At 64.1% G+C, this 20,525-nt stretch carries 18 protein-coding genes and 1 tRNA gene; 3 read left to right on the top strand and 16 right to left on the bottom strand.

Features of this window, described 5'->3' with window-relative positions:
• Positions 1–24: 24 nt before the first annotated feature.
• From BTN82_RS24705 to BTN82_RS24665, 9 genes are all read right to left on the bottom strand, one after another.
• The gene (locus BTN82_RS24705) at positions 25–1,863 is read right to left on the bottom strand and encodes a gamma-glutamyltransferase family protein (RefSeq protein WP_075121691.1); all 1,839 of its coding nucleotides are present in this window, start codon (positions 1,861–1,863) and stop codon (positions 25–27) included.
• Positions 1,864–2,173: 310 nt separating this feature from the next.
• On the bottom strand, positions 2,174–4,006 hold the full coding sequence (asnB, locus tag BTN82_RS24700) for an asparagine synthase (glutamine-hydrolyzing) (protein ID WP_075121690.1): 1,833 nt from the start codon (positions 4,004–4,006) through the stop codon (positions 2,174–2,176).
• 50 nt (positions 4,007–4,056) lie between these two features.
• A complete protein-coding gene (gene phzG, locus BTN82_RS24695) occupies positions 4,057–4,725 on the bottom strand; it encodes a phenazine biosynthesis FMN-dependent oxidase PhzG (protein ID WP_075121689.1) in 669 nt (222 codons plus the stop codon).
• A complete protein-coding gene (locus BTN82_RS24690; protein ID WP_075121688.1) occupies positions 4,722–5,558 on the bottom strand; it encodes a PhzF family phenazine biosynthesis protein in 837 nt (278 codons plus the stop codon). The genes phzG and BTN82_RS24690 overlap by 4 nt, the downstream gene beginning before the upstream one ends.
• A 2-nt stretch (positions 5,559–5,560) precedes the next feature.
• Positions 5,561–7,450 (bottom strand): anthranilate synthase family protein, encoded by a 1,890-nt coding sequence (locus BTN82_RS24685; protein WP_410002843.1) that lies wholly within the window; start codon positions 7,448–7,450, stop codon positions 5,561–5,563.
• A gap of 20 nt (positions 7,451–7,470) precedes the next feature.
• Positions 7,471–8,094, bottom strand: a complete 624-nt coding sequence (locus tag BTN82_RS24680; RefSeq protein ID WP_075121686.1) for an isochorismatase family protein — start codon at positions 8,092–8,094, stop codon at positions 7,471–7,473.
• 15 nt (positions 8,095–8,109) lie between these two features.
• Entirely contained in the window at positions 8,110–9,312 is a 1,203-nt protein-coding gene (locus tag BTN82_RS24675; RefSeq protein WP_075121685.1) for a 3-deoxy-7-phosphoheptulonate synthase, read from the bottom strand.
• A gap of 23 nt (positions 9,313–9,335) precedes the next feature.
• A complete protein-coding gene (locus BTN82_RS24670; protein WP_075121684.1) occupies positions 9,336–9,827 on the bottom strand; it encodes a PhzA/PhzB family protein in 492 nt (163 codons plus the stop codon).
• 26 nt (positions 9,828–9,853) lie between these two features.
• Positions 9,854–10,345: a PhzA/PhzB family protein gene (locus BTN82_RS24665; RefSeq protein ID WP_075121683.1), complete on the bottom strand. Its 492-nt coding sequence runs from the start codon at positions 10,343–10,345 to the stop codon at positions 9,854–9,856.
• A 485-nt stretch (positions 10,346–10,830) separates the two neighbouring features.
• Between BTN82_RS24665 and BTN82_RS24660 the strand changes: the two genes are divergently transcribed.
• The gene (locus BTN82_RS24660) at positions 10,831–11,496 is read left to right on the top strand and encodes an autoinducer binding domain-containing protein (RefSeq protein ID WP_186828441.1); all 666 of its coding nucleotides are present in this window, start codon (positions 10,831–10,833) and stop codon (positions 11,494–11,496) included.
• Positions 11,497–11,544: 48 nt separating this feature from the next.
• On the opposite strand, the gene BTN82_RS24655 is transcribed toward BTN82_RS24660, so the two are convergent.
• From BTN82_RS24655 to BTN82_RS24625, 7 genes are all read right to left on the bottom strand, one after another.
• On the bottom strand, positions 11,545–12,132 hold the full coding sequence (locus tag BTN82_RS24655) for an acyl-homoserine-lactone synthase (protein WP_075121681.1): 588 nt from the start codon (positions 12,130–12,132) through the stop codon (positions 11,545–11,547).
• Between the two features lie 201 nt (positions 12,133–12,333).
• Positions 12,334–12,410 (bottom strand) — tRNA-Met (locus tag BTN82_RS24650).
• 78 nt (positions 12,411–12,488) lie between these two features.
• Complete coding sequence (locus BTN82_RS24645) at positions 12,489–13,952, bottom strand: amidase (RefSeq protein ID WP_075121680.1); 1,464 nt, start codon at positions 13,950–13,952, stop codon at positions 12,489–12,491.
• Between the two features lie 61 nt (positions 13,953–14,013).
• Positions 14,014–15,048: an extracellular solute-binding protein gene (locus BTN82_RS24640; protein ID WP_075121679.1), complete on the bottom strand. Its 1,035-nt coding sequence runs from the start codon at positions 15,046–15,048 to the stop codon at positions 14,014–14,016.
• A 27-nt stretch (positions 15,049–15,075) separates the two neighbouring features.
• A complete protein-coding gene (locus BTN82_RS24635) occupies positions 15,076–15,885 on the bottom strand; it encodes an ABC transporter permease (RefSeq protein WP_186828440.1) in 810 nt (269 codons plus the stop codon).
• Positions 15,882–16,802 (bottom strand): ABC transporter permease, encoded by a 921-nt coding sequence (locus BTN82_RS24630; RefSeq protein WP_075121677.1) that lies wholly within the window; start codon positions 16,800–16,802, stop codon positions 15,882–15,884. The genes BTN82_RS24635 and BTN82_RS24630 overlap by 4 nt, the downstream gene beginning before the upstream one ends.
• Before the next feature lie 15 nt (positions 16,803–16,817).
• On the bottom strand, positions 16,818–17,936 hold the full coding sequence (locus BTN82_RS24625; RefSeq protein ID WP_075121676.1) for an ABC transporter ATP-binding protein: 1,119 nt from the start codon (positions 17,934–17,936) through the stop codon (positions 16,818–16,820).
• Between the two features lie 237 nt (positions 17,937–18,173).
• Here BTN82_RS24625 and BTN82_RS24620 point away from each other — a divergent pair, with 237 nt between their 5' ends.
• Positions 18,174–19,079, top strand: a complete 906-nt coding sequence (locus tag BTN82_RS24620) for a LysR substrate-binding domain-containing protein (RefSeq protein ID WP_075121675.1) — start codon at positions 18,174–18,176, stop codon at positions 19,077–19,079.
• 181 nt (positions 19,080–19,260) lie between these two features.
• Positions 19,261–20,478: an MFS transporter gene (locus BTN82_RS24615; protein WP_075121674.1), complete on the top strand. Its 1,218-nt coding sequence runs from the start codon at positions 19,261–19,263 to the stop codon at positions 20,476–20,478.
• The last annotated feature ends 47 nt before the right edge of the window (positions 20,479–20,525 follow it).

Raw genomic sequence — 20,525 nt, 5'->3', positions numbered from 1 at the left:
CCTTTTTGCTGTGTTGCGTTGGCCTCAATCCCCCAGCGCCGCCCCTTCACGCCGCGGGTCGGCGCCGCCGGCCCACGAGGTTTTGCCCTGGGCATTGCGCACCCGGACGATGGCCTGGGTGCCGCTGGTCATGTCGATATCGGTCACCTCATGCCCCTTGGCTTGCAACGCCGCTTTCAAGCCCGGGGTGAACTGGCCTTGCTCCAGTTCGGTGGGGCCGTTGCGGCTGCCGAAGTTCGGCAGGCTGATGGCGGCCTGCGGGTCGAGGTTCCAGTCGAGCATGCCGATCACCGACTTGGCCACGTACTCGATGATCTGCGAGCCGCCGGGCGAGCCGACGCTGGCCAGCAATTCGCCGCTGGCTCGGTCGAAGATCAGGGTCGGCGCCATGGACGAACGCGGACGCTTGCCCGGCTGCACGCGGTTGGCCACCGGCTGGCCGTTCTCTTCGGGAGTGAAGGAGAAATCGGTCATCTGGTTGTTGAGCATGAAGCCCTGGACCATCAGGTGCGAACCGAAGGCTGCCTCCACCGTGGTGGTCATCGACACGGCGCCGCCCAGGTCATCCACCGCCACCACTTGCGAGGTGGAGATGCGCATCGGCGAGCGGTCCGGGGCGTAGGCCACCTGGATGCCTTGTGGTTTGCCCGGCTCGGCTTTGCCCATGCTGCGTTCGCCGATCAGCGCGGCGCGCTGAGCCAGGTATTTGGGCGCCACCAGGCCGGCAGTCGGCACCGGGGTGAAGTCCGAGTCCGCCACGTACAAAGCACGGTCGGCGTAGGCCAGGCGTTCGGCTTCGGCGATCAGGTGTACGGCTTCAGGGGCAGGCTCCAGGCCGGCGGGCAGATTGGTTTTTGCCGGTTTCAAGGGTGGCAGCGCATAACGCGGGTCGCGGGCTTCCAGCGCCTGCAAGGTGCCGAGGATCTGCGCCACGGCGATACCGCCCGACGACGGTGGCGGCATACCGCAGACCTGCCAGCGCTTGTAGTCGGTGCACAGTGGCTCGCGCTCCTTGGCGCGGTAGCCTTGCAGGTCGTTGAGCGACAGGCTGCCCGGGTTGGCGTGGCCCTGGACCTTGGCCACGATCTCGACGGCGACCGGGCCTTTGTACAGCGCGTCCGGACCTTCCTTGGCGATGCGTCGCAGCACGGCGGCCAGCGGTGGATTCTTCAGCAGGGTGCCGACCGCTTTCGGCGTACCGTCGGCATTCAGAAAATACGCGGCCATGTCCGGCGACTTGGCCATGTACGGGTCGGCGACGATCATGCCGTGCAGGCGCGGCGAAATCGCAAAGCCTTGTTCGGCCAGGCGAATCGCCGGCTCGAACAACTGGGCCCACGGCAGGCGTCCGTGTTGTTTATGGGCCATCTCCAGGGCGCGCAGCACCCCCGGCGTGCCCACCGAGCGCCCACCGATCTGCGCCTGGGGGAAGGGCATCGGTTTGCCGTCCGGTTGCAGGAACAGTTTCTCGGTCGCTGCGGCCGGCGCGGTTTCACGCCCGTCATAGGTGCGCACGGCCTTGCCGTCCCACAGCACGATCATCGCGCCGCCACCGATGCCGGAAGACTGCGGCTCCACCAGGGTCAACACGGCCTGCATGGCAATCGCCGCATCGATGGCCGAACCGCCTTTGCGCAACATTTCGCGCCCGGCTTCGGCGGCCAACGGGTTGGCCGCGGCCGCCATATGCTTGTCGGCGTGCTGCACTTGCAGGTCGGTGCGGTAACCCGAAGCGGCTTCGGGCGGCGGGGGCAGGGCGGTCTGGGAAGGGGCGGAAGCGTTGCAGGCGGCGAGGCTGAGGGCGACGGCTATCAGCGAGAAACTGGCAAGCCGGCGATGACGCGGATGGAGAGTCGAGAACACGCGTTGAACTCCGTTCACTGGGTAAATGATGTGTCGTTCGTGGGGAGGAATGTACAGCAGTGAGCGAGGTAGGGGGACCTGTTCGGTCGCGGGGTGACTGGCCAGCCGCCAAGAAGACGAGCTGAAGAGGGCTATGTTTGTGGCGCTTCGCTATGGGGTTGCATCGGGTAACGGCATTGGGCCGTGGGGCGGCTCCATGCCCTTGCCCCTACATTTGGCGGTGTCGTCCGGTGGTGCAAACGGGTATGCCGTTGCAGGTCTGCCAGCGTCAGCGGCATGGCAGACCTGCTGTGGCTGCCTCAGTCCCGGATCAGACCGAGATCCCGTGCAAGCGCAGCCAGGCATCCAGCGCCAGCGCCGTTTCCAGGTTGTGTCGGCTTATCTGCGTGTTGAAGCTGCCCTCGGGCCGGCGCAGTTCCTCGGCCACATGGGCGTGGGAGACGATGCCGAACACCGGGTTCGCCGTGTCCTGCAGAAGCTGGCGCGCGCTCTGGCGAAGGAAGCGTTCGTAGCCCAGGTCGGCCGAGGTCGGATAGGGGCTCTTCCGGCGCTTGAGCACCGCCTCCGGGACAAAGTCGGCGCAGGCCTGCTTGAGCAGCCACTTCTCTTCGCCATCCTTGCTCTTGATCGACCAGGGCACGTTATAGACGTACTCGACCAATTCGTGATCGGTGAACGGCACCCGTACCTCGAGGCTGTTGCACATGCTCAGGCGGTCCTTGCGATCGAGCAGCATCACCATCCAGCGCTTCAGGTGCAGGTGGCACAGCTCGCGCATCCGGCGCTCGTTCGGGCTGTCGTGCGGCAGGTGTTCGACTTGTCGCAGCGCATCGTCGTAGCTCGCCTGTTGGTACTGGGCGAGATCGCATTGGCGGTTGAAGTCGGCATTGATGAAACCGGGCGCCAACTTCACCCGCGACGACCAGGGAAAACTTGCGCTGGCCACGACCTGAGGGTCACGGAACCAGCCGTAGCCACCGAAGACCTCATCGGCGCCTTCCCCCGAAATGGCCACCGTGGAGTGCTTGCGAATTTCCCTGAACAGCAGGTTCAACGAGGTGTCCATGTCACCGAAGGTGAACGGCTGTTCCCTGGCGCGGAACACCTCTTCGCGCGCCAGATCGGAGATCAGTTCCTCGTTGTCGATGAGCACAGTCTGGTGCCGGCTGCCGATGAACTGCGCGGCCAGCAGGGCAAAGGGCTGGTCCTGGTCGGGACGCAGGTCGTCGCTCTTGAACTGCTCGGACTGGCCGGTGAAGTCCACCGAAAAAGAGTTGATATCCCCGCCGGTCTCGGCCTTGACGATGCGCTGCGCGATCGCGGTGAGGGTGGTGGAGTCGAGCCCGCCGGACAGCAGCGAGCACACGGGAACGTCGGCATGCAACTGCGAACCCAGGGCGTGAGTGACCCGCTCGCGGGTCTGTTGCACGGTCGTCTGCAGGTCGTGCGGGTGTTCCTGGCGGCGTACTTTCCAGTAGGCCTGGATCTTCATCGCCCCGTTGGGGCGCCAGGACAGGAAGTGGCCGGGGAGCAGCTCCATCAGGTTCCGGAACGGCGTCTGGGCGGTGCCCTTCGACAGCGTGAGCACGTCGACCAGGCCCGTCACATCCAGCCCCGTGGTGAACTCCGGGTGCGCCAGGATGGCCTTGATCTCCGAGCCGAAGAGCAGCCCTTCACGATGCCGGGCGTAGAACAGCGGCTTGATCCCAAGGCGATCGCGGACCAGCAGCAGGTGGCCATCGCGCCCGTCGAACAGGGCGAAGGCGAACATGCCGGTCAGGTGCTCGCAGCAGCGCTCGCCCCACTCCAGGTAGGCATGCAGCACGACCTCGGTATCGCTGCGCGTCTGGAACTCATGCCCCGCTTGCCGCAGCTGGTCGCGCAATGCGTCGTGGTTGTAGACCTCCCCGGTGTAGACCAGCGAGACTTCCTGGCCGTCCGAAAAGCGATAGACCATCGGCTGGGCACCGCCGCTCAGGTCGATGACCGCCAGCCGCCGATGCCCCAGAAGGGCGTGGCGATGTTTCCATATGCCCTGGGCATCGGGCCCGCGAAGGGCCAGCGTATCGGTCATGGCGGCAATCGCGGGGATTTCCCCCTCGAGCCTGCGCGTATAGTCGACCCATCCTGTGAGACCGCACATTGAGTAACTCCTGTAATTAATCGTTGAATCGCGCCAGGTCGGAAACTTTTTCAGGGCTGCAAGCGCCGCACCCGCCAGCCGCTATCGCTGCGGTCGTAGCGCAGGCGTTCATGCAGACGCTCCTGGCCGTTACCCCAGAACTCCAGCGATTCAAGGCGCAACTCGAACACGCAGTAACCCTCGGGACGCGGCAGCGGGCCCTGCACCTCGGCCAGTTCCCTGGCGGCGGCGCGCATGGCCTGGATATCCTCGAGCTCTTCGCTCTGGCGAGACACCGATGACATCGGGTGCGTGGCGTAAGGACGCTTCAGCCACGCCTCCTCGGCCTTGGCATCCGGCAAGCGCACGGCCTGACCGTTGAGGACGATCTGCTGACTGCTTTCGCGCCAATACAGCACCCCCGAGGCCCAGGGGTTGTGCGCCAGTTCGCGGCCTTTCTGGCTGCCGGCATGGGTGCTGAACAACACCCCGCGGTCGCTGAACTCGCTGATCACCACGATGCGCGTCGAAGGCCGGCCCTGATCGTCGACCGTGGCCAGCGCCAGCGCCCTGGGTTCGCGGATGCCCACGCGGCGTGCGCGCTCCAGCCAGTTGTGCAGCACGTCCATGGGGTTGGCGGGCGGCGCCTGGTACTCGGGGAACGGCGCCTCCAGGGTGCCAGTGAGGGATTCCGACATGCCTTTGCCCAGCAGCGGCTGGCCTTGCACTGAACTGTTCATAGCACGATGGTCCCCCTGCCGAACGTGGCGCCATGGCCCGAGACTTCGACCCGCGTCAGTTGCTCGGCCCGGCCCTCGGCCCTGGCGAACATCAGCGAAGGGCGACCGATTTCCACGCCTTGAAGAATCTCGATCTGCTGGCCGAACTCGATCTGGCCGTGCCGCGCCAGATGAATCGCCAGGGGCCCGGCAGCCGAGCCTGTGGCCGCGTCCTCGACCACCCCGTAGGCCGGCGAGAACATCCGGCTGCGCCAGCGCCGTCCCGCGCCGGCAAAACAGTTGATGGCCATGTCGTGGAAGCTGGACAGGGCACGGTGGTCGGGGTGCAGGGCCGACAACGCGGCGATGCTTGGCAGGCCGACGAACACATGGCGCGGGCCGTTGTGATAGATCTCGATGGGAAAGGTCGAGTCGCTGATGCCCAGGGCCTTGAGCAGTTCGACGTCGCGCCCCAGGGCCGTCCAGGTCGGTATCGGTTGGTCCATGCTGGCGGCGATGACGCTGCCGTTCTGGCGCTCCAGTTCAAAGGCGATGGTGCCCATCTGGGTTTCCAGATACAGCCGGTGGTTGTCGGTGTGCGCCCCCAGGGCGATGGCCGTGCCCAGCAACGGGTGCCCGGCGAAGGGCAGTTCGTTGACCGGGGTGAAGATCCGGATCAGTGCGTCGCCGCTGTTGCGTGGCTTGAGCACGAAGGTGGTTTCCGACAAGTTCATTTCCCGGGCGATGCGTTGCATTTGCGTGGCGGGCAGGTCGTCGGCGTCAAAGAACACCGCGACCGGGTTGCCTTCCAGCGGGACGCCGGCGAAGGCGTCGATGATCACGTATTGGTGCATGGTTATCTCCCGGCGGCCGAAGCGTTGTTCTCGGCGGGCGTGTGGACGAGGGCGTGCCGCAGCAGGTCGGCGATGATGCGCGGACCTTCCTGGGTCAGCAGCGACTCGGCATGGAACTGCATGGAGGCAAACGACGGTCCGCGCAGGGCATGCACCTCGCCGGTCTCGCTGTCGCGGCTGATTTCGACGGTGCCGATGCCGTTGATGTCCAGGCGGTCGCTCGCGCTCTGGGCGGCGAAGGTGTTGTAGAAACCCACCCGTTCGGCGTTGCCGAACAGGTCGATCTGTTTTTGCACGCCCTGGTTGGGAATGGCTTTGCGCTGCAGTTCCAGGCCCAGGCACAAGCTCAGCACCTGATGGCTCAGGCACACCGCGAGGAACGGCCGCTGCTGGCTGAGCAAGGAGCGGATGGCCACGTGCAGGTGATCGATCTTCGGCAGTTGGACGTCGCTCGGGTTGCCGGGGCCGGGGCCCATGATGACCAGGTCGTAGCCGTCGAAGCTGTATTCGTCGTTGAAACTGCGCACCGTCACCACCAGGCCCAGGGCCCGCAGTTGCTTGGCGATCATCGAGGTGAAGGTGTCTTCGGCGTCGACGATCAGCACTTGGCGTCCGCTGAAGTCGGCCTGGGTCTGCTGGCGCTGCTGGCTGTCCATCAACCAGAAGTCCGAGACGTAGGCATTGCGGCTGGCCAGGGCGGCGCGCACTTGCAGGTGGCTGCCGAAGCGCGAGGGCGCCTGGTCTTTCAACGCGGCAATCAGGCCCGCGGCCTTGGCCCGGCTTTCGGCGGCCTCGGCCAGCGGTTCGGAATGGCGCACGATGGTCGAGCCCACGCTGATCCGCACCTGGCCGCTGTCGTCGATGTCGGCGGTGCGAATCAGGATCGCCGAGTCCAGGGAACGTCCGCCCTTGCCGTCGCTGCCGATCAGCGCGGCCATGCCGCTGTAGTAGGCGCGGCCTTGCGGTTCATAGCGCTGGATGACCCGGCAGGCGCTTTCCAGCGGGCTGCCGGTGACCGTCGGTGCGAACAGGGTTTCGCGCAGGATTTCCCGCACGTCGCGACGGGTCCGGCCTTCGATGAAGTACTCGGTATGGGCCAGGTGCGCCATTTCCTTGAGGTAAGGGCCGAGGACGTGGCCGCCGTCTTCGCAAATGCGCGCCATCATTTTCAGCTCTTCGTCCACCACCATGTACAGCTCGTCGGCCTCCTTGCGATCCGCCAGGAAGTCCATGACTTCCGTCAGGTTGGGGCCGGCGGGCGGATAGCGGTACGTGCCGCTGATGGGGTTCATCACCGCGAGCCCGTCCTTGACGCTGATGTGGCGCTCGGGGGACGCACCGACGAAGGTGCGGCTGCCGGTGTGGATGATGAACGTCCAGTAGGCGCCTTTCTCTCGCTCCAGCAGATGGCGGAAAAACGACAGCGCGCTGTCCGTGCCGTACTCGCTGATCTCGGCCAGGAAGGTGCGCTTGATGACGAAGTTGGCGCCTTCCCCGGAGCCGATTTCGTTGGCGATCACCTGGCTGACGATCTCGGCGTAGCTCGCGTCGCTGAGGTCGAAGCGTTCGCTGTTCAACTGGATCGGCACGTTGGGCAGCAACCCCAGCACGCGTTCGATGCTGATGGAGTGTTGCTCGGTGATGTTCATCGCCAGCAGCGGCGACTGGTCGTCCACCGCCTCGAAGCCGCGCTCGGCGATCTGCCGGTAGGGGATCAGCGCGAGGACATCCAGGCGCGGCGCGCCGATCGAGGTGGCCGGCAAGTCGATATCGGCCAGGACCTGCGGTTCCGACATGTCGCCGATCAGTACATCCAATAGGCCGGGGCCGGTGGATTCCGGGCGGTACAACAGGGCGAAGGGACCGGGAGCCGGTTGCAGGATGCGCTCCATGAGGCGGGCGGCGGCTTGGTTCATAGCACCACCTCGTCGGTCGTGACGACCATGGCGCACCGGCTGGCGGCGTATTCGATGGCCATCCGGTGGTGCTCCTCGCTGAAGTCGGCGATAGCGTCGGCCACGAGGAAGGGCTGGATATCGTTGGAGTAGGCATCCACGGTGGAAATCAGTACCCCGACATGGGCGTACACCCCGCACAGGATCAACTGATCGCGGCCGTTGGCGCGCATGCGCTCCAGCAGGTCGGAGTTGAAGAAGGCGCTGTAGCGCCATTTGGTCAGCAGCCAGTCGTCGGGCATGGGCGCCAGGGCGTCGACCACTTCGCGGTCGGCGGGGCTGGCCTTCATGCCCGGGCCCCAGAAGTCCTTGAGCAGCCCGCGTTGCTCCTCGCTCATGCTGCCCGGCTGGGCGGTGTAGGCCACCGGAATGCCGCGGTCGGCAGCCCACTGGCGAACACGCGCGGCATTGCTCACGACTGCTTCGCGCAGGGCATCGGGCAAGGGCCGCAGGAAGTAGCGCTGCATGTCATGCACCAGCAGCACGGCGCGCTCGGGGTCGATGCTCCATTGCGCGAGGTTGACGGGCAGGTCGCGGGAAGTGGGCAGGGCGTAAGGGACGATCGATGGAATGCCGGTCATGGCGACAAACTCCAGTCAAAGGGAGGCAAGGGTTGAGGTGGGCAGGTTTTTCCAGGCCATCACCGCGGTAATGGCTTGCCAGGGGTTCAGGCGCGGGTCGCACAGGCTTTTGTAGTGGCTGGCGACCTGATTCAGGCCGGCGGCATCGGACGCGCACTCGCTGACCTCGTCGGGAGTGGTTTCCAGGTGCAGGCCGGCGGCCACGCCACCGGCCGAGGTCACGGCGAGCTTGAAGGCGGCGATTTCCTCAGCGATGGTCTGCACCATGCGGGTCTTGTTGCCGCAAGGCGCGACGATGGTGTTGCCGTGCATCGGGTCGCTCAGCCAGATGATCTTGTGCCCAGCCTGGCGCACCGCTTCAACCAGCGGCGGCAGGCGCTCGGCGACCTTGTGGGCGCCCATGCGGGCAATCAGGGTCAGCCGGCCGGGTTCGCGCTTGGGGTCCAGCCGTTCGCACAGGCTCAGCAACTGGTCCCGGGTGATGTCCGGGCCGACCTTGCACGCCACCGGGTTGAGCACTTCGCTGAGCAGCGCCACGTGAGCGCCCGTCAGTTGACGGGTGCGCTCGCCGATCCACGGCCAGTGGGTCGAGCCGAGAAAGACCCGGCCCTGTTGGTCCTCGCGCAGTTGTGGCAGTTCGTAGTCGAGTACCAGCATCTCGTGGCTGGTCCAGGCCGGCGAACCGCTGAGGGGCTCCTGGCCTGCCGAGGCTTTCCAGCCCAGGTGCTGCAGGATGTCCTGCGCCGCGCTGTAGCCGCGAATCAGGCGTTGCGCATCGTGCCGGCGATGGTCGCAGACGGCCTCGCGGCCGTTGACCATGTCGCCGCGATACACGGGCAGCTCGATGTCGCCAATGCGTTCGTTGTTGTTGGAGCGGGGCTTGGCGAACTGCCCGGCAATCCGCCCCACCCGGACCACCGGTTGTTGGGTCACCAGGCGGAACGCACCGGCCAGAAGGTCCAGCACCGCGGCTTTGCGGGCCACATGGCTGGGCGTGCTTTCATCCATGTCCTCGGCGCAGTCGCCAGACTGGATGATCATCGCTTCGCCGGCCGCTACCCGCGCCAGGGTGGCGCGCAGCACCAGGATGTCCTCGACTCGAACCAACGACGCGCTGTCCCTGAGGTAGGCCTGCGCGTCATGCAATTGTGAGGGCTCGCTCCATTGAGGCTGCTGGAACGCTTCACAACTCAGAACCCGTTTCAGTAAGTCTTCCATGATGCGATCACTCCCTCGAGGGATTAAGTAGGAATGCCTTCGCGCTTGATGTGCGGTACGGGAATACCCAGGGCGCGCAGTTGTTGAAAGACGTTCATGAACTCGCGGTTGCGTTTTACTTTGCCGTCTTGCAACTCGAAGGAGTGCAGGAAGTGGTTCTCGTAATAACCTTCCGGGTAACCGGGAAAGAGGATCTTGCCGTGGCCGTCGCACTCGACCCAGATATGGTTGGGGTCATCGGTTTCAAATACCTTGACGTTGTACCACTCCCAATCCGGGAAACACTTGAGCGACCAGACGGCATGTTCGGCCAACTTGGCTTTGCCGCTGATTACAATTGGCGCGCCGGTGTCGGTGGTCCACAGACCGCCTGAGCCATCTTCGGTAAAGAGTTCATGGCGGCGCAGGCGGTCCTGGCCTTTGGTCCGCATATATTGCTCGACCGTGGCGCGGTTCTTGCGGCGAAGTTCGGTTGTGTCATCAGCGGTTAGTTGTCGCGCTGCGCTATTAGGCATGTTCAATCTCCAATGAATGAGAGGACTTATGAGGCGGGGATACCTTCGCGCTTGATGCTGGGGACGGGGATGCCCAAGGCGCGAAGTTGTTGAAAGGGGTTCATGAACTCGCGGTTCTGGGTGATCTTGCCGTTGTCCAGTTCGAAAGAATGGATGTAATGGTTTTCGCAGTAACCTTCGGGGTAACCGGGGACCAGGGTCTTGCCGCGCCCGTCGCTTTCCACCCAGAAGTGGTTGGGGTTATCGGTTTCGAAGACCCGGACGTTGTGCCATTGCCAGTCTGGAAAGCACTTCTCCAGCCATACGCCGAGGGCGGCCAGCTTGGTGTGGCCTTTGAACGCCAGGGGCTCGCCGGTTTCGGTGTTCCAGGAGCCGCCGCTGCCATCCGGTGTGAACAGTTCATGACGACGCAGGCGATCTTTACCGTTAGTACGCATGTACTGTTCGACGGTGGCCCGATTCTTTTGGCGAAGTTCAAGATGGTCATTGAAGCTGCTAGGGGAAAGCGAAGCAGGCATGGGTGGCATCCTCCTTAGTTGGATGGGCGTTTTGAAAGCAAAGTAAATGTTTAGTTAATAGGGGCGGATGGGTATTTACAGTTTTTAACTATTGTCCGTTCGCGATGCTGCCGAATGGGTGTCGTTTATACACCCGCGTTTCTACGGCGTGGAACTACCAGATCTTGTAGTGATTAGGGCGTGAGCGGGTTGGCTGGATGAACTGTTGCAATAGTGTGAAGAGGCAGGTTCATTCGTCGGCTGACAGGCGCTAATGGCCAACTAATGTCGTCGTTTTGTAATGCCCTATGGCCATTTGTTTGAGTTAGACACAAGAAATAAAGTGCTAGTGCGAAGTAATCTATGGCATTGGTCGTGTTGCGTGTTGACAGGGTTTAGAGTTGGTCTACTCTCACGGCCTATTTTCAACTTTAGTGGTGTTCAAAATGGAACTAGGGCAGCCGTTTGGATGGGATGCGTATTTTTACAGTATCTTTGCGCGAACCATGAATATGCAGGAGTTTACGGCTGTCGGGTTAAGGGTCTTGAGCGAGTTGCGGTTCGATTTTTTTGCCTACGGCATGTGCAGCGCGACCCCGTTCATGCGCCCCAGGACTTATATGTACAGCAATTACCCCGAGGAGTGGGTACAGCGCTACCAGGCGGCCAACTACGCGGCGATCGATCCTACGGTCAAGCACAGCAAAATCTCGCCGGCCCCCATTTTGTGGAGCAATGAGTTGTTCCGGGGGTGCCCGGACCTGTGGTCCGAAGCCAATGATTCGAATTTATGCCACGGTCTGGCCCAACCCTCGTTCAACACCCAGGGGAGAGTCGGGGTGCTGAGCCTGGCGCGCAAGGACAAGCCCATCAGTCTCGAGGAGTTCGAGGCGTTGAAGCCGGTGACCAAAGCGTTTGCCGCCGCGGCCCACGAAAAAATTTCCGAGCTGGAGAGCGACGTGCGCGTCTTCAATACGGATGTGGCGTTCAGCGGCAGGGAATGCGATGTGCTGCGCTGGACGGCCGATGGCAAGACCTCGGAGGAAATCGGCGTGATCATGGGAGTGTGCACCGACACGGTGAATTACCATCACCGCAACATCCAGCGCAAAATCGGCGCCAGTAACCGCGTGCAGGCCGTGTCTTACGCCGTCGCGCTGGGCTACATCTGAAGGGCATTGGTCATCGGCGAGTCGACCGCCAGGACGACTCGGCGTGTATCAAGCGGTCTCTTTGAAAAATGTGCCGGACATCAGGGCGGACGGCGCGGCGCTGCGGTGGTGCTCGCGGTGGGCCGAGAGTTGGATGGCGAGGATTTTTTCATTCTGGTGCACCGTGACCGGGCCCAGTCGCTCGTAGCGCACGCCGTTGATTTTGTAATAGCGCTCCATGGTGCTGTTGACGATCCCGGCGATGGCGTCCGCGCCCGCCAGGCTGGCTGTCTTGAGGCTTCTCCAGAACAAGGGCATCGCCAACTGCGGTTCGCGGGTAGTGAAACGGGTCATTTCCCAGATGGCGGGATGCTTGGGCGGCGCCCCGGCGCAGGTATGGCTGAACACCCCTTCGAGCAGGTTGGGGCGGGTGGTGGGAATCAGCCGGGCGCAGCCCACGATGGTGCCGTTTTCGTTGAACGCCAGCAGGTAACGCGCGTGCTCGGTGTCGTATTGATCCCATTCACAACCTGCCGGGCCCGGATAGGCCGGCAGCCGCCACCCGAGTTTCTCGACGAATTGTTCGTAGCGAAAGCGGCCTAGCATGAGCTTCAGGTCGTCGCTCATGTCGTTCAGCGTATGCTCTTCCATGTGCATGGCTGGGGTTTCCTTGGGGATAGACGAAGTGCAGTTTTTTATAGAGGACTTGTACCGGCTTGGCACCTACAAGATCTGGTAGGGGGCGGGGCAGCGCGAGCCGTTGATCCCGCTGCGCGATCGCTTAGCGGCACGGGCGAGGGAGGCATAGAGAGAGAAGAAACAACAAAGCCCGCACAAGGCGGGCTTTGTTGAGGTACTTGGTGGCTACACAGGGACTTGAACCCCGGACCCCAGCATTATGAATGCTATGCTCTAACCAACTGAGCTATGTAGCCAAGTGGCGCGCATTATTCGCGTAGAACGGTAAGGCGTCAAGCGCTTTTTATAAAAAAATTATCTACGCTATCAACCGTTTATCCAATTCCCTCCTGTAGCAGCGGCGCAGGGCAGCGCTGGAACCAGCGGCTGGCCTGTTCGTAGGCGTGGGCCAGTTGCAGGACGGCGAAGTCGGCCTGGTGCTTGCCGATGATCTGCACGCCCATGGGCAGGCCGTTTTCATTGAAGCCGGCCTGGACGCTGGCCACCGGGCAGCCGGACAGGGTGCCGGGGATCACCACTTCCATCCAGCGGTGATAGGTGTCCATGGCCACGCCGTCGATGCTCCGGGGCCAGGCCAGGGTCTTGTCGAAAGGGAAGACCTGGGCGCTGGGCAGCAGCAGGTAGTCGAAATCCTCGAACAACCGGGAGATGGCCCGGTACCAGTCGCTGCGCAACACCGAGGCGGCGAACACCTCGGCGGCCGACAGCTTCAGGCCGTTTTCCACTTCCCAGCAGGCTTCCGGTTTCAACAGCGCGCGCTTGTGCGGATCGGCGTAGGCCGCGCCCAGGGAGCCAGCGACCATCCAGTGGCGCAGGGTGCGCCAACAGTTCCACAACTGCGGCATGGCGAAGTCGGGCTGCGCCGGCTCGACGCGACAGCCGAGGTTTTCGAAGTCGGCAAAGGTGCGTTCGCACAACGCGAGCACGCCCGGCTCCATGGGCAGGTAGCCGTTGAAGTCCCCCAGCCAGCCGATACGGGTGCCGTTGAAGTCACGCTCCAGGGGGGCGGCGAAGGCGGTGCCGGATTCGGTGATCGACAACGGCGCCCGCGCATCGGCGCCGGCTTGCACCGACAGCAGCAGCGCGGCGTCGCGCACGCTGCGGCCCATGGGGCCTTCGTAGCCCAGTTGGTCGAAGAACAGGTCGCTGCTGTCGTCGAAGGGCACGCGGCCCTGGGACGGGCGCAGGCCGATGATGTTGTTGAACGCCGCCGGATTGCGCAGCGAGCCCATCATGTCGCTGCCGTCGGCCACCGGCACCAGGTGCAAGGCCAGGGCCGCGGCGGCGCCACCGCTGCTGCCGCCGGCGGTCTTGCCGGCATCGAAGGCGCAGGCGGTGGCGCCGAACAGCGGGTTGTAGCTTTGCGAGCCGAGGCCGAATTCCGGGGTGTTGGTCTTGCCGATGAGGATCGCGCCGGCGGCCTTGATCCGCTCCACCATGATGCCGTCGCGGGCGGGCACGAAGTCCTGGTACAGCGGCGAGCCGAGGGTGGTGCGGATGCCCTGGGTCAGGGACAGGTCCTTGATCGCATGGGGCAGGCCGTGCATCCAGCCGCGGTAGTGCCCGCGGGCCAGTTCGGCGTCGCGGACGTCGGCCTGGGCCAGCAGTTGCTCGGCCGGTTGCAGGCTGATCAGGGCGTTGACCCTGGGGTTGAAGCGCTCGATATGCTCAAGATAGGTCCGCATCACCTCCCGGCACGAGACGTGGCGCAGGCGGATGCGTTCGGCGAGTTCATGGGCCTGGAGCAGGACCAGTTCGCTGATGGGGCTGGATGTCATGGCAGGGCGGCCTTTCAAACGGCTGGAGAAGCGCCCCGCCAGGCCGGCGGGGCGGCACGGGTCAACGCATCAGGTTGGTCCAGAGGCGGTCGGCGAGGCGGATCGCGCCTTCGCCGCAGGTCTGGCTGAACACCACTTTGGTGCCCTCGGGAATGTGCAGCTCGGGGGCGTCTTTCAGGCCGGCGTCGAGGAAGGGCTCAACGCCTTTGACCGGGCTCTGGTGCTTGAGGAAGTTCTGGGTCATCGCAGCGTTCTCAGGCTGGCTGAGGAAGGCGATGAAGGCCTTGGCGTTCGCCGGGTGCTGGCTGCCCTTGGGGATGACCATGTTGTCGACCCAGGCCAGCACGCCTTCCTTGGGGTAGAGGTATTTCAGGCTGGGTTTCATTTCGCGGGCGCGCATCGACGAGCCGCCCCAGAACATCGACATGTCGATCTCGCCCGAGGCCAGGTTCTCGCGGATCGAGCCGGCTTTGGAGCTGTAGGTCTTGACGAAGGGTTTCTGCGCCTTGAGCAGGGCCAGCACCTGTTGCATCTGCTTGGGGTCTTCGCTGCACAGCGGGATGCCCAGGTACAGGCTGGCCATGTCGATCACTTCGCTGACCGAGTCGAACATATTGATCCGCCCCTGCAATTCGGCCGGCGGCTGGTAGAGCACCTGGTAGCTGTCGGCCGGGCCCTGGTAGCGCTTGCTGTCGAGCACCACGCTGGTGGTGCCCCAGATAAAGGGCACGGAGTAGGCGCCTTCGGGGTCCCAGGTGGGTTTTTTCAGGTTGTCGACGAGGCCGGCGTAGTAGGGTTCCTTGACCGGGTCGAAGCGCTCCAGCAACTGTTCCTTGATCAGGATCGGGACGAACTGGTGTGAAGGGATCGCCACGTCGTAGCCGGTGCCGCCCTGCTTGAGCTTGGCCAGCAGGGTTTCGTTGGAGTCGTAGGCATCCACCGTGACTTCGATGCCGGTCTGCTTCTGGAACTTGGCCAGGATCTCTGGCGAGAAGTAGCCGCTCCAGCTCACCACATTGAGTTTCTCGGCGGCCTGCGCGGCCAGTGGCAGGCTCAGGAGCAACGAGGTGCCGAGGCTTGCGATCAACTTGCTCATGTCATTTCCCCAAGGTCGGTTGAAGGTTCACGCGGGCTTTTTGCCCAGCAGGAAGGAGAGGCTGACGAACAGCACCGAGACGCCCAGGATCAGGGTCGAAACGGCGTTGACGTCGGGTGTCACGCCCATGCGCAACAGGCCGAAGATGAAGATCGGCAAGGTGGTGGTGCCGGCCTGGGAGACCATCATCGAGATCACGAAGTTATCCAGCGAGACGATGAAGGCCAGCATCAGCCCGGAGACGATCCCCGGCATCAGCAGCGGCAGGGTGACCTTGCGGAACGTGCGCCAGGGGCCGGAGTAGAGGTCGGCCGCGGCCTGTTCCAGGGACAGGTCCATGTCGTTGAGCCGCGCGCGGATCGGCAGGTAGGCGAACGGAATGCAGAACACCGTGTGGGCGATGATCAGGTTGCCGTAGCCCAGGGACAGGCCGAGGGTCGAGAACAGCGCCAGGGTGGCCACGCCGACCACGATTTCCGGCAGTACCAGCGGCAGCATGATCGCGCCCATGGACAGTTGCAGGCCCTTGAACTTCGCCCCGCGGGACGTCCCCAACGCTGCCAGGGTGGCGATGGCGGTGGCGATCATGCTGGCGCACACGGCGATCAGCAGGCTGTTGCCGGCCGCCGAACGCAGCGCCTGGTTGGCGAACGCCGCGCGGTACCAATCGAGGCTGAAACCGCTCCAGACCGTGGCCGACTGGTTGGCGTTGAAGGAGAACACCACCAGCACCAGGATCGGCGCGTAGAGGTACAGGTAGAACAGAAAACTGAAGCCGCCGAAGCCCGGAAAATCCTGGACGCCGAGGCCGTTTCGCTTGAACAGGCGCACCATCACACACCTCCCCGGGCAACGCGCTGGCGCTGGGCGCGCAGGGCATACGCCGTCAAGACCAGCATTACCGCGGCCATCAGCACCAGCGACAGCGCGGCACCGAACGGCCAGTTACGCGCATCGCTGAACTGCCGGAAGATCAGGTTGCCGAGCATCATCTTGGTCCCACCACCGAGCAGTTCCGGGGCGATCATCGCCCCCAGGCAGGGCACGAAGGTGAGGATCGCGCCGGCGAGGATGCCGGGTTTGGCCAGGGGCAGCACCACCTTGCGCAGGGTGCGGATGCGCCCGGCGTAGAGGTCCTGGGCGGCCTCCAGCAGGCGGGTGTCCATCTTTTCCAGGGTCGCGTAGATCGGCAGCACCACGAAGGGCGCGTAGGTGTAGACCAGCCCCAGCAGCACCGCGCCGTCGGTGTAGAGCATCTGCAGCGGTTCGTGGATCAGCCCCAGGCTCATCAGGCTGTTGTTGATCACGCCGCTGCTGCGCAGCAACAAAATCCAGGCGTAGGTGCGGATCAGCAGGTTGGCCCAGAACGGCACGGTGATCAGGAAAATCAGCAGGCCGCGACGCTGCGGCGGTTGCATGGCCAGCCACACCGCCACCGGAAAACCGATCAGCAGGGTGATGACCGTGGTCAGCCCGGCGATGCCGATGGAGCGCAGGGCGATGATCAGGTAGGTGTCGGCGAAGGCCAGGCTGTCGTCCAGTTGCCGCTCGAACAGCAGGGAGGTATAGGCGTCGCTGCTGAAGATCGGGTCGACCCCGCCGTAGGGGTTGGCTTGCATCAGCGAGTAGCCGACGACGATCAGGATCGGCACCAGCAGGAACAGGGCGATCGCCAGCAGCGCCGGGCTGACGCCGAGGAAGCTGTGCAGGGCCTTGCGCCGTTCCAGGGTGTTGGAGAGCGATGATGTGTGCATGACGAACCCTCGTGCTCAATCCAGCAGGACGCTGGCGCTGCCGCGCTCGAACAGCAGCCCGGCCTGGCTGCCTACCGTGAAGCGCTGGCTTTGTTCGACGCTGTTGGGCGTGCGCACCGTAAGGCGCGAACCGTCGCCGAGGCTGACCTGGTATTGCAGGTCGGTACCCAGGTAGATCTGCGCTTCGATCCGGCACGGCAACGCGCCTTCGCTGCCGGGCGGCAGCAGGTGCAGGCGCTCGGGGCGGACCGACAAGGCCACGCTGGCGCCGACCCTGACGTCGCTGCAGGGCTGGGCGGGCAGCGGATGCCCGCTGGGGCCGGCGAACCAGGCGAGGCCGGCTTCGACCCGGGTCACGCTGGCCTCGATGAAGTTGGTTTCGCCGATGAAGTCGGCGACGAAGCGGTTGCGCGGGCGTTCGTAGATGTCTTCGGGGCGGCCGACCTGTTGCACCTCGCCTTCCGAGAGCACGGCGATGCGGTCGGACATGGTCAGGGCTTCTTCCTGGTCGTGGGTGACGAAGATGAAGGTGATGCCGGTGCGGGCCTGGATGCTTTTCAATTCTTCGCGCATGGCCTGGCGCAGCTTGAGGTCCAGCGCCGACAGCGGTTCGTCGAGCAGCAGCACCTTGGGGTGGGGCGCCAGCGCGCGGGCCAGGGCCACGCGCTGTTGCTGGCCGCCGGACAGCTGGCTCGGCTTGCGCGCGGCGAAGCGTTCCATCTGCACCAGGGCGAGCATTTCGCGCACCCGCTCGGCGATCTGCGCCTTGTTCAGCACCTGGCCCATGGGCCGCGATTCCAGGCCGAAGGCCAGGTTCTCGGCGATGCTCATGTGCGGGAACAGCGCGTAGTGCTGGAACACCGTGTTGACCGGGCGCTGGAAGGGCGGGCGTTCGGCGATGTTTTCGCCATAGAGCAGGATCTCGCCCTGGGTCGGGAATTCGAACCCGGCAATCATCCGCAGCAAGGTGGTCTTGCCGCAGCCAGAGGGGCCGAGCAGGGTGAAGAATTCGTTGTCGCAGATGTCCAGGTCGATGTTTTTCAGCGCCACCGGCCCGCTGTGCGGGTCGCCGTAGACCTTGCGTACGGCGCGGACGGACACAGCCAGCGTGTGCAGCGAATGCAGGGCATTCATGCGTAACCTCCGATTCCCCCATCGCCCTTGGTGCAGCGTTGTAAACGCGCGTGGCCAGGCCATGGATATTATTTTTCTGGGCAGGATCGAGATATGTTCGGGGTGTGCGGCGAGCCGGTTTCACGGGCTCTTTATTGTTTTGCCGAGGGCGATTATCAGCGAGGGGTTGCGGGGGCGAAACTTCAATTTTAACATAGCAGCTGTTAAATAATTTAATAGCTAAAGGCGTTCCCGACCATGCCTGAGCCCCGTTTGCCGCCGCTCAACGCGGTGCGTGCGTTCGACGCCGCCGCCCGTTTGGGCAGCTATGTCGAAGCCTCCAAAGCCCTGCACGTGACCCAGCCGGCCATCGGCCGCCATGTGAAGCTGCTGGAGGAATGGCTGGGCACGCCGCTGTTCGAGCGCACGTCGCGCGGCGTCACCCTGACCCCGGCCGGGGCGAAGTACCACCGCAAGATCGCCGCGGCGTTGCAGTTGATCGTCGAGGCCGGCCAGGAGGCGCAGCCCAAGGCCGCCGAACGCTGGCTGCGGATCATGGTGGTGCCGGGTTTCGCCAAGCGCTGGCTGACCCCGCGGCTGGAAGCCCTGCGCCATGTGCGCCCTGGCTTGAAGTTCGCCATCGAGCCCAACTCGACCTTCACTGAAGTGGACGCCAGGAGTGCCGACCTGGGCATCGCCTATGGCCTCGACGGGCAATACTCAGGCTCGCGCGCGACGCTGATCTGCCCGCGGGTGTTTCCGATCTGTACGCCGGCCTACCTGCAAGGCATCGAGCCGATCCGCAGCCCGCTCGACCTGGTGAAGCACGAGCTGATCCACTTCGACGACGGCGAGTGGTGGAACATGTGGTTCGCCGCCAACGGCCTGGATATCCACCTCACCTCCGACCTGATCTACGTGAACAACGACCACGCGCTGTCGGTGGCCGAAAGCGGCCAGGGCATTGCCCTGGCCAACGAGGTGCTGGTGCGCGAGGAACTCAAGGCCGGCCGGCTGGTGCGGGTGCTGGCGGATCAGGTGAAGCTGGAAAGCTATCGCGTGCTGACCCCTTCGGCGGAGCTGTCGGCGGACGTGCAGTGGTTTATCCAGTGGTTGCGCACCGAGTTGGAGGCGGACTTCCCCGAGGCGGTGATTGGCGAGTGAGCGAGCGTCACGGTTTACGAGTGCTTTGCCCTCGATCGCGAGCCCTGGCGTTATGTGGCGATGCGCCATTAATCCAATGGCTGAGGTCGTTAGCAAGCTAAGGGGATAGCCGGGACGCACCGAAAAATGGCACATTGGCCAACCTGCACCTGCGCACCCATCCGCTGTACGGAAATTCTTCATGGCTATCAGCAACGTTCAGACCGCCTCCGCGGCGACTTCCGCCCCCCCGCAAAGCAGCCCCCTGGTGCTGCGCATCATCGGCGCGGTGGCGCTGGCGCACTTGATCAACGACCTGATCCAGGCGGTACTGCCGGCGATCTACCCGATGCTCAAGGCCAACTACGGCCTGAGCTTCACCCAGGTCGGCCTGATCACCCTGACCTTCCAGCTCACGGCCTCGCTGTTGCAGCCGTGGGTCGGCTATTACACCGACCGCCATCCCAAGCCGTACCTGCTGCCGATGGGCATGGTCTGTACCCTGGTGGGCATTTTGCTGATGTCCCAGGCCGGCAACTTTGCCTTGATCCTGCTGGCGGCGGGGCTGATCGGCGTCGGCTCCTCGACCTTCCACCCGGAAGCCTCGCGGGTCGCGCGGCTGGCCTCCGGCGGGCGTTATGGCCTGGCGCAGTCGAGCTTCCAGGTCGGCGGCAATGCCGGCACCGCCTTCGGCCCGCTGCTGGCGGCGGCGATCATCGTCCCCTTCGGCCAGGGCAATGTGGCCTGGATGGGCCTGTTCGCGGTGTTCGCCCTGGTACTGCTCTACGCCATCAGCCGCTGGTACGCCAGCCACCTCAAGCTGTTCAAGCTCAAGCAGGGCCAGGCGGCGACCCACGGCCTGTCCAAGGGGCGGGTGACTAGCGCGTTGGTGGTGCTGGCGCTGCTGGTGTTCTCCAAGTATTTCTACATGGCCAGCCTGACCAGCTACTTCACTTTCTACCTGATCGAGAAGTTCGACCTGTCGGTGGCCAGCTCGCAGTTGCACCTGTTCCTGTTCCTTGGCGCGGTGGCGGCCGGGACCTTCTTCGGCGGGCCGATCGGCGACAAGATCGGGCGCAAGGCGGTGATCTGGTTCTCGATCCTCGGCGTGGCGCCGTTCACCTTGCTGCTGCCCCATGTCGACCTGTTCTGGACCAGCGTGCTCAGCGTGGTGATCGGCTTCATCCTGGCTTCGGCGTTCTCGGCCATCGTGGTCTACGCCCAGGAACTGGTGCCGGGCAACGTCGGCATGATCGCCGGGGTGTTCTTCGGCCTGATGTTCGGTTTCGGCGGCATCGGCGCGGCACTATTGGGCCATCTGGCGGACCTCCACGGCATCGAATACGTGTACTTCCTGTGCTCGTTCCTGCCGCTGTTCGGCCTGCTGGCGATCTTCCTGCCGCGCACCCAAAAAGCCTGACCGCCTGACGTGAACGCAAGAGCGCCGACAGCCATGTCGGCGCTTTT

Origin of the sequence: Pseudomonas chlororaphis (assembly GCF_001921865.1) — a bacterium.
GTDB lineage: Bacteria > Pseudomonadota > Gammaproteobacteria > Pseudomonadales > Pseudomonadaceae > Aquipseudomonas > Aquipseudomonas chlororaphis_D.
The sequence above is the reverse complement of the archived record's forward strand: the minus strand, read 5'-3'. Positions and strand labels throughout refer to the sequence as shown.

Bases quoted from the DNA above. Each gene is read 5' to 3' on its own strand.
- asnB (WP_075121690.1), bottom strand. From the start codon at position 4,006: ATGTGCGGTCTCACAGGATGGGTCGACTATACGCGCAGGCTCGAGGGG.
- phzG (WP_075121689.1), bottom strand. From the start codon at position 4,725: ATGAACAGTTCAGTGCAAGGCCAGCCGCTGCTGGGCAAAGGCATGTCG.
- BTN82_RS24690 (WP_075121688.1), bottom strand. From the start codon at position 5,558: ATGCACCAATACGTGATCATCGACGCCTTCGCCGGCGTCCCGCTGGAA.
- BTN82_RS24685 (WP_410002843.1), bottom strand. From the start codon at position 7,450: ATGGAGCGCATCCTGCAACCGGCTCCCGGTCCCTTCGCCCTGTTGTAC.
- BTN82_RS24680 (WP_075121686.1), bottom strand. From the start codon at position 8,094: ATGACCGGCATTCCATCGATCGTCCCTTACGCCCTGCCCACTTCCCGC.
- BTN82_RS24675 (WP_075121685.1), bottom strand. From the start codon at position 9,312: ATGGAAGACTTACTGAAACGGGTTCTGAGTTGTGAAGCGTTCCAGCAG.
- BTN82_RS24670 (WP_075121684.1), bottom strand. From the start codon at position 9,827: ATGCCTAATAGCGCAGCGCGACAACTAACCGCTGATGACACAACCGAA.
- BTN82_RS24665 (WP_075121683.1), bottom strand. From the start codon at position 10,345: ATGCCTGCTTCGCTTTCCCCTAGCAGCTTCAATGACCATCTTGAACTT.
- BTN82_RS24660 (WP_186828441.1), top strand. From the start codon at position 10,831: ATGAATATGCAGGAGTTTACGGCTGTCGGGTTAAGGGTCTTGAGCGAG.
- BTN82_RS24655 (WP_075121681.1), bottom strand. From the start codon at position 12,132: ATGCACATGGAAGAGCATACGCTGAACGACATGAGCGACGACCTGAAG.
- BTN82_RS24645 (WP_075121680.1), bottom strand. From the start codon at position 13,952: ATGACATCCAGCCCCATCAGCGAACTGGTCCTGCTCCAGGCCCATGAA.
- BTN82_RS24640 (WP_075121679.1), bottom strand. From the start codon at position 15,048: ATGAGCAAGTTGATCGCAAGCCTCGGCACCTCGTTGCTCCTGAGCCTG.
- BTN82_RS24630 (WP_075121677.1), bottom strand. From the start codon at position 16,802: ATGCACACATCATCGCTCTCCAACACCCTGGAACGGCGCAAGGCCCTG.
- BTN82_RS24625 (WP_075121676.1), bottom strand. From the start codon at position 17,936: ATGAATGCCCTGCATTCGCTGCACACGCTGGCTGTGTCCGTCCGCGCC.
- BTN82_RS24620 (WP_075121675.1), top strand. From the start codon at position 18,174: ATGCCTGAGCCCCGTTTGCCGCCGCTCAACGCGGTGCGTGCGTTCGAC.
- BTN82_RS24615 (WP_075121674.1), top strand. From the start codon at position 19,261: ATGGCTATCAGCAACGTTCAGACCGCCTCCGCGGCGACTTCCGCCCCC.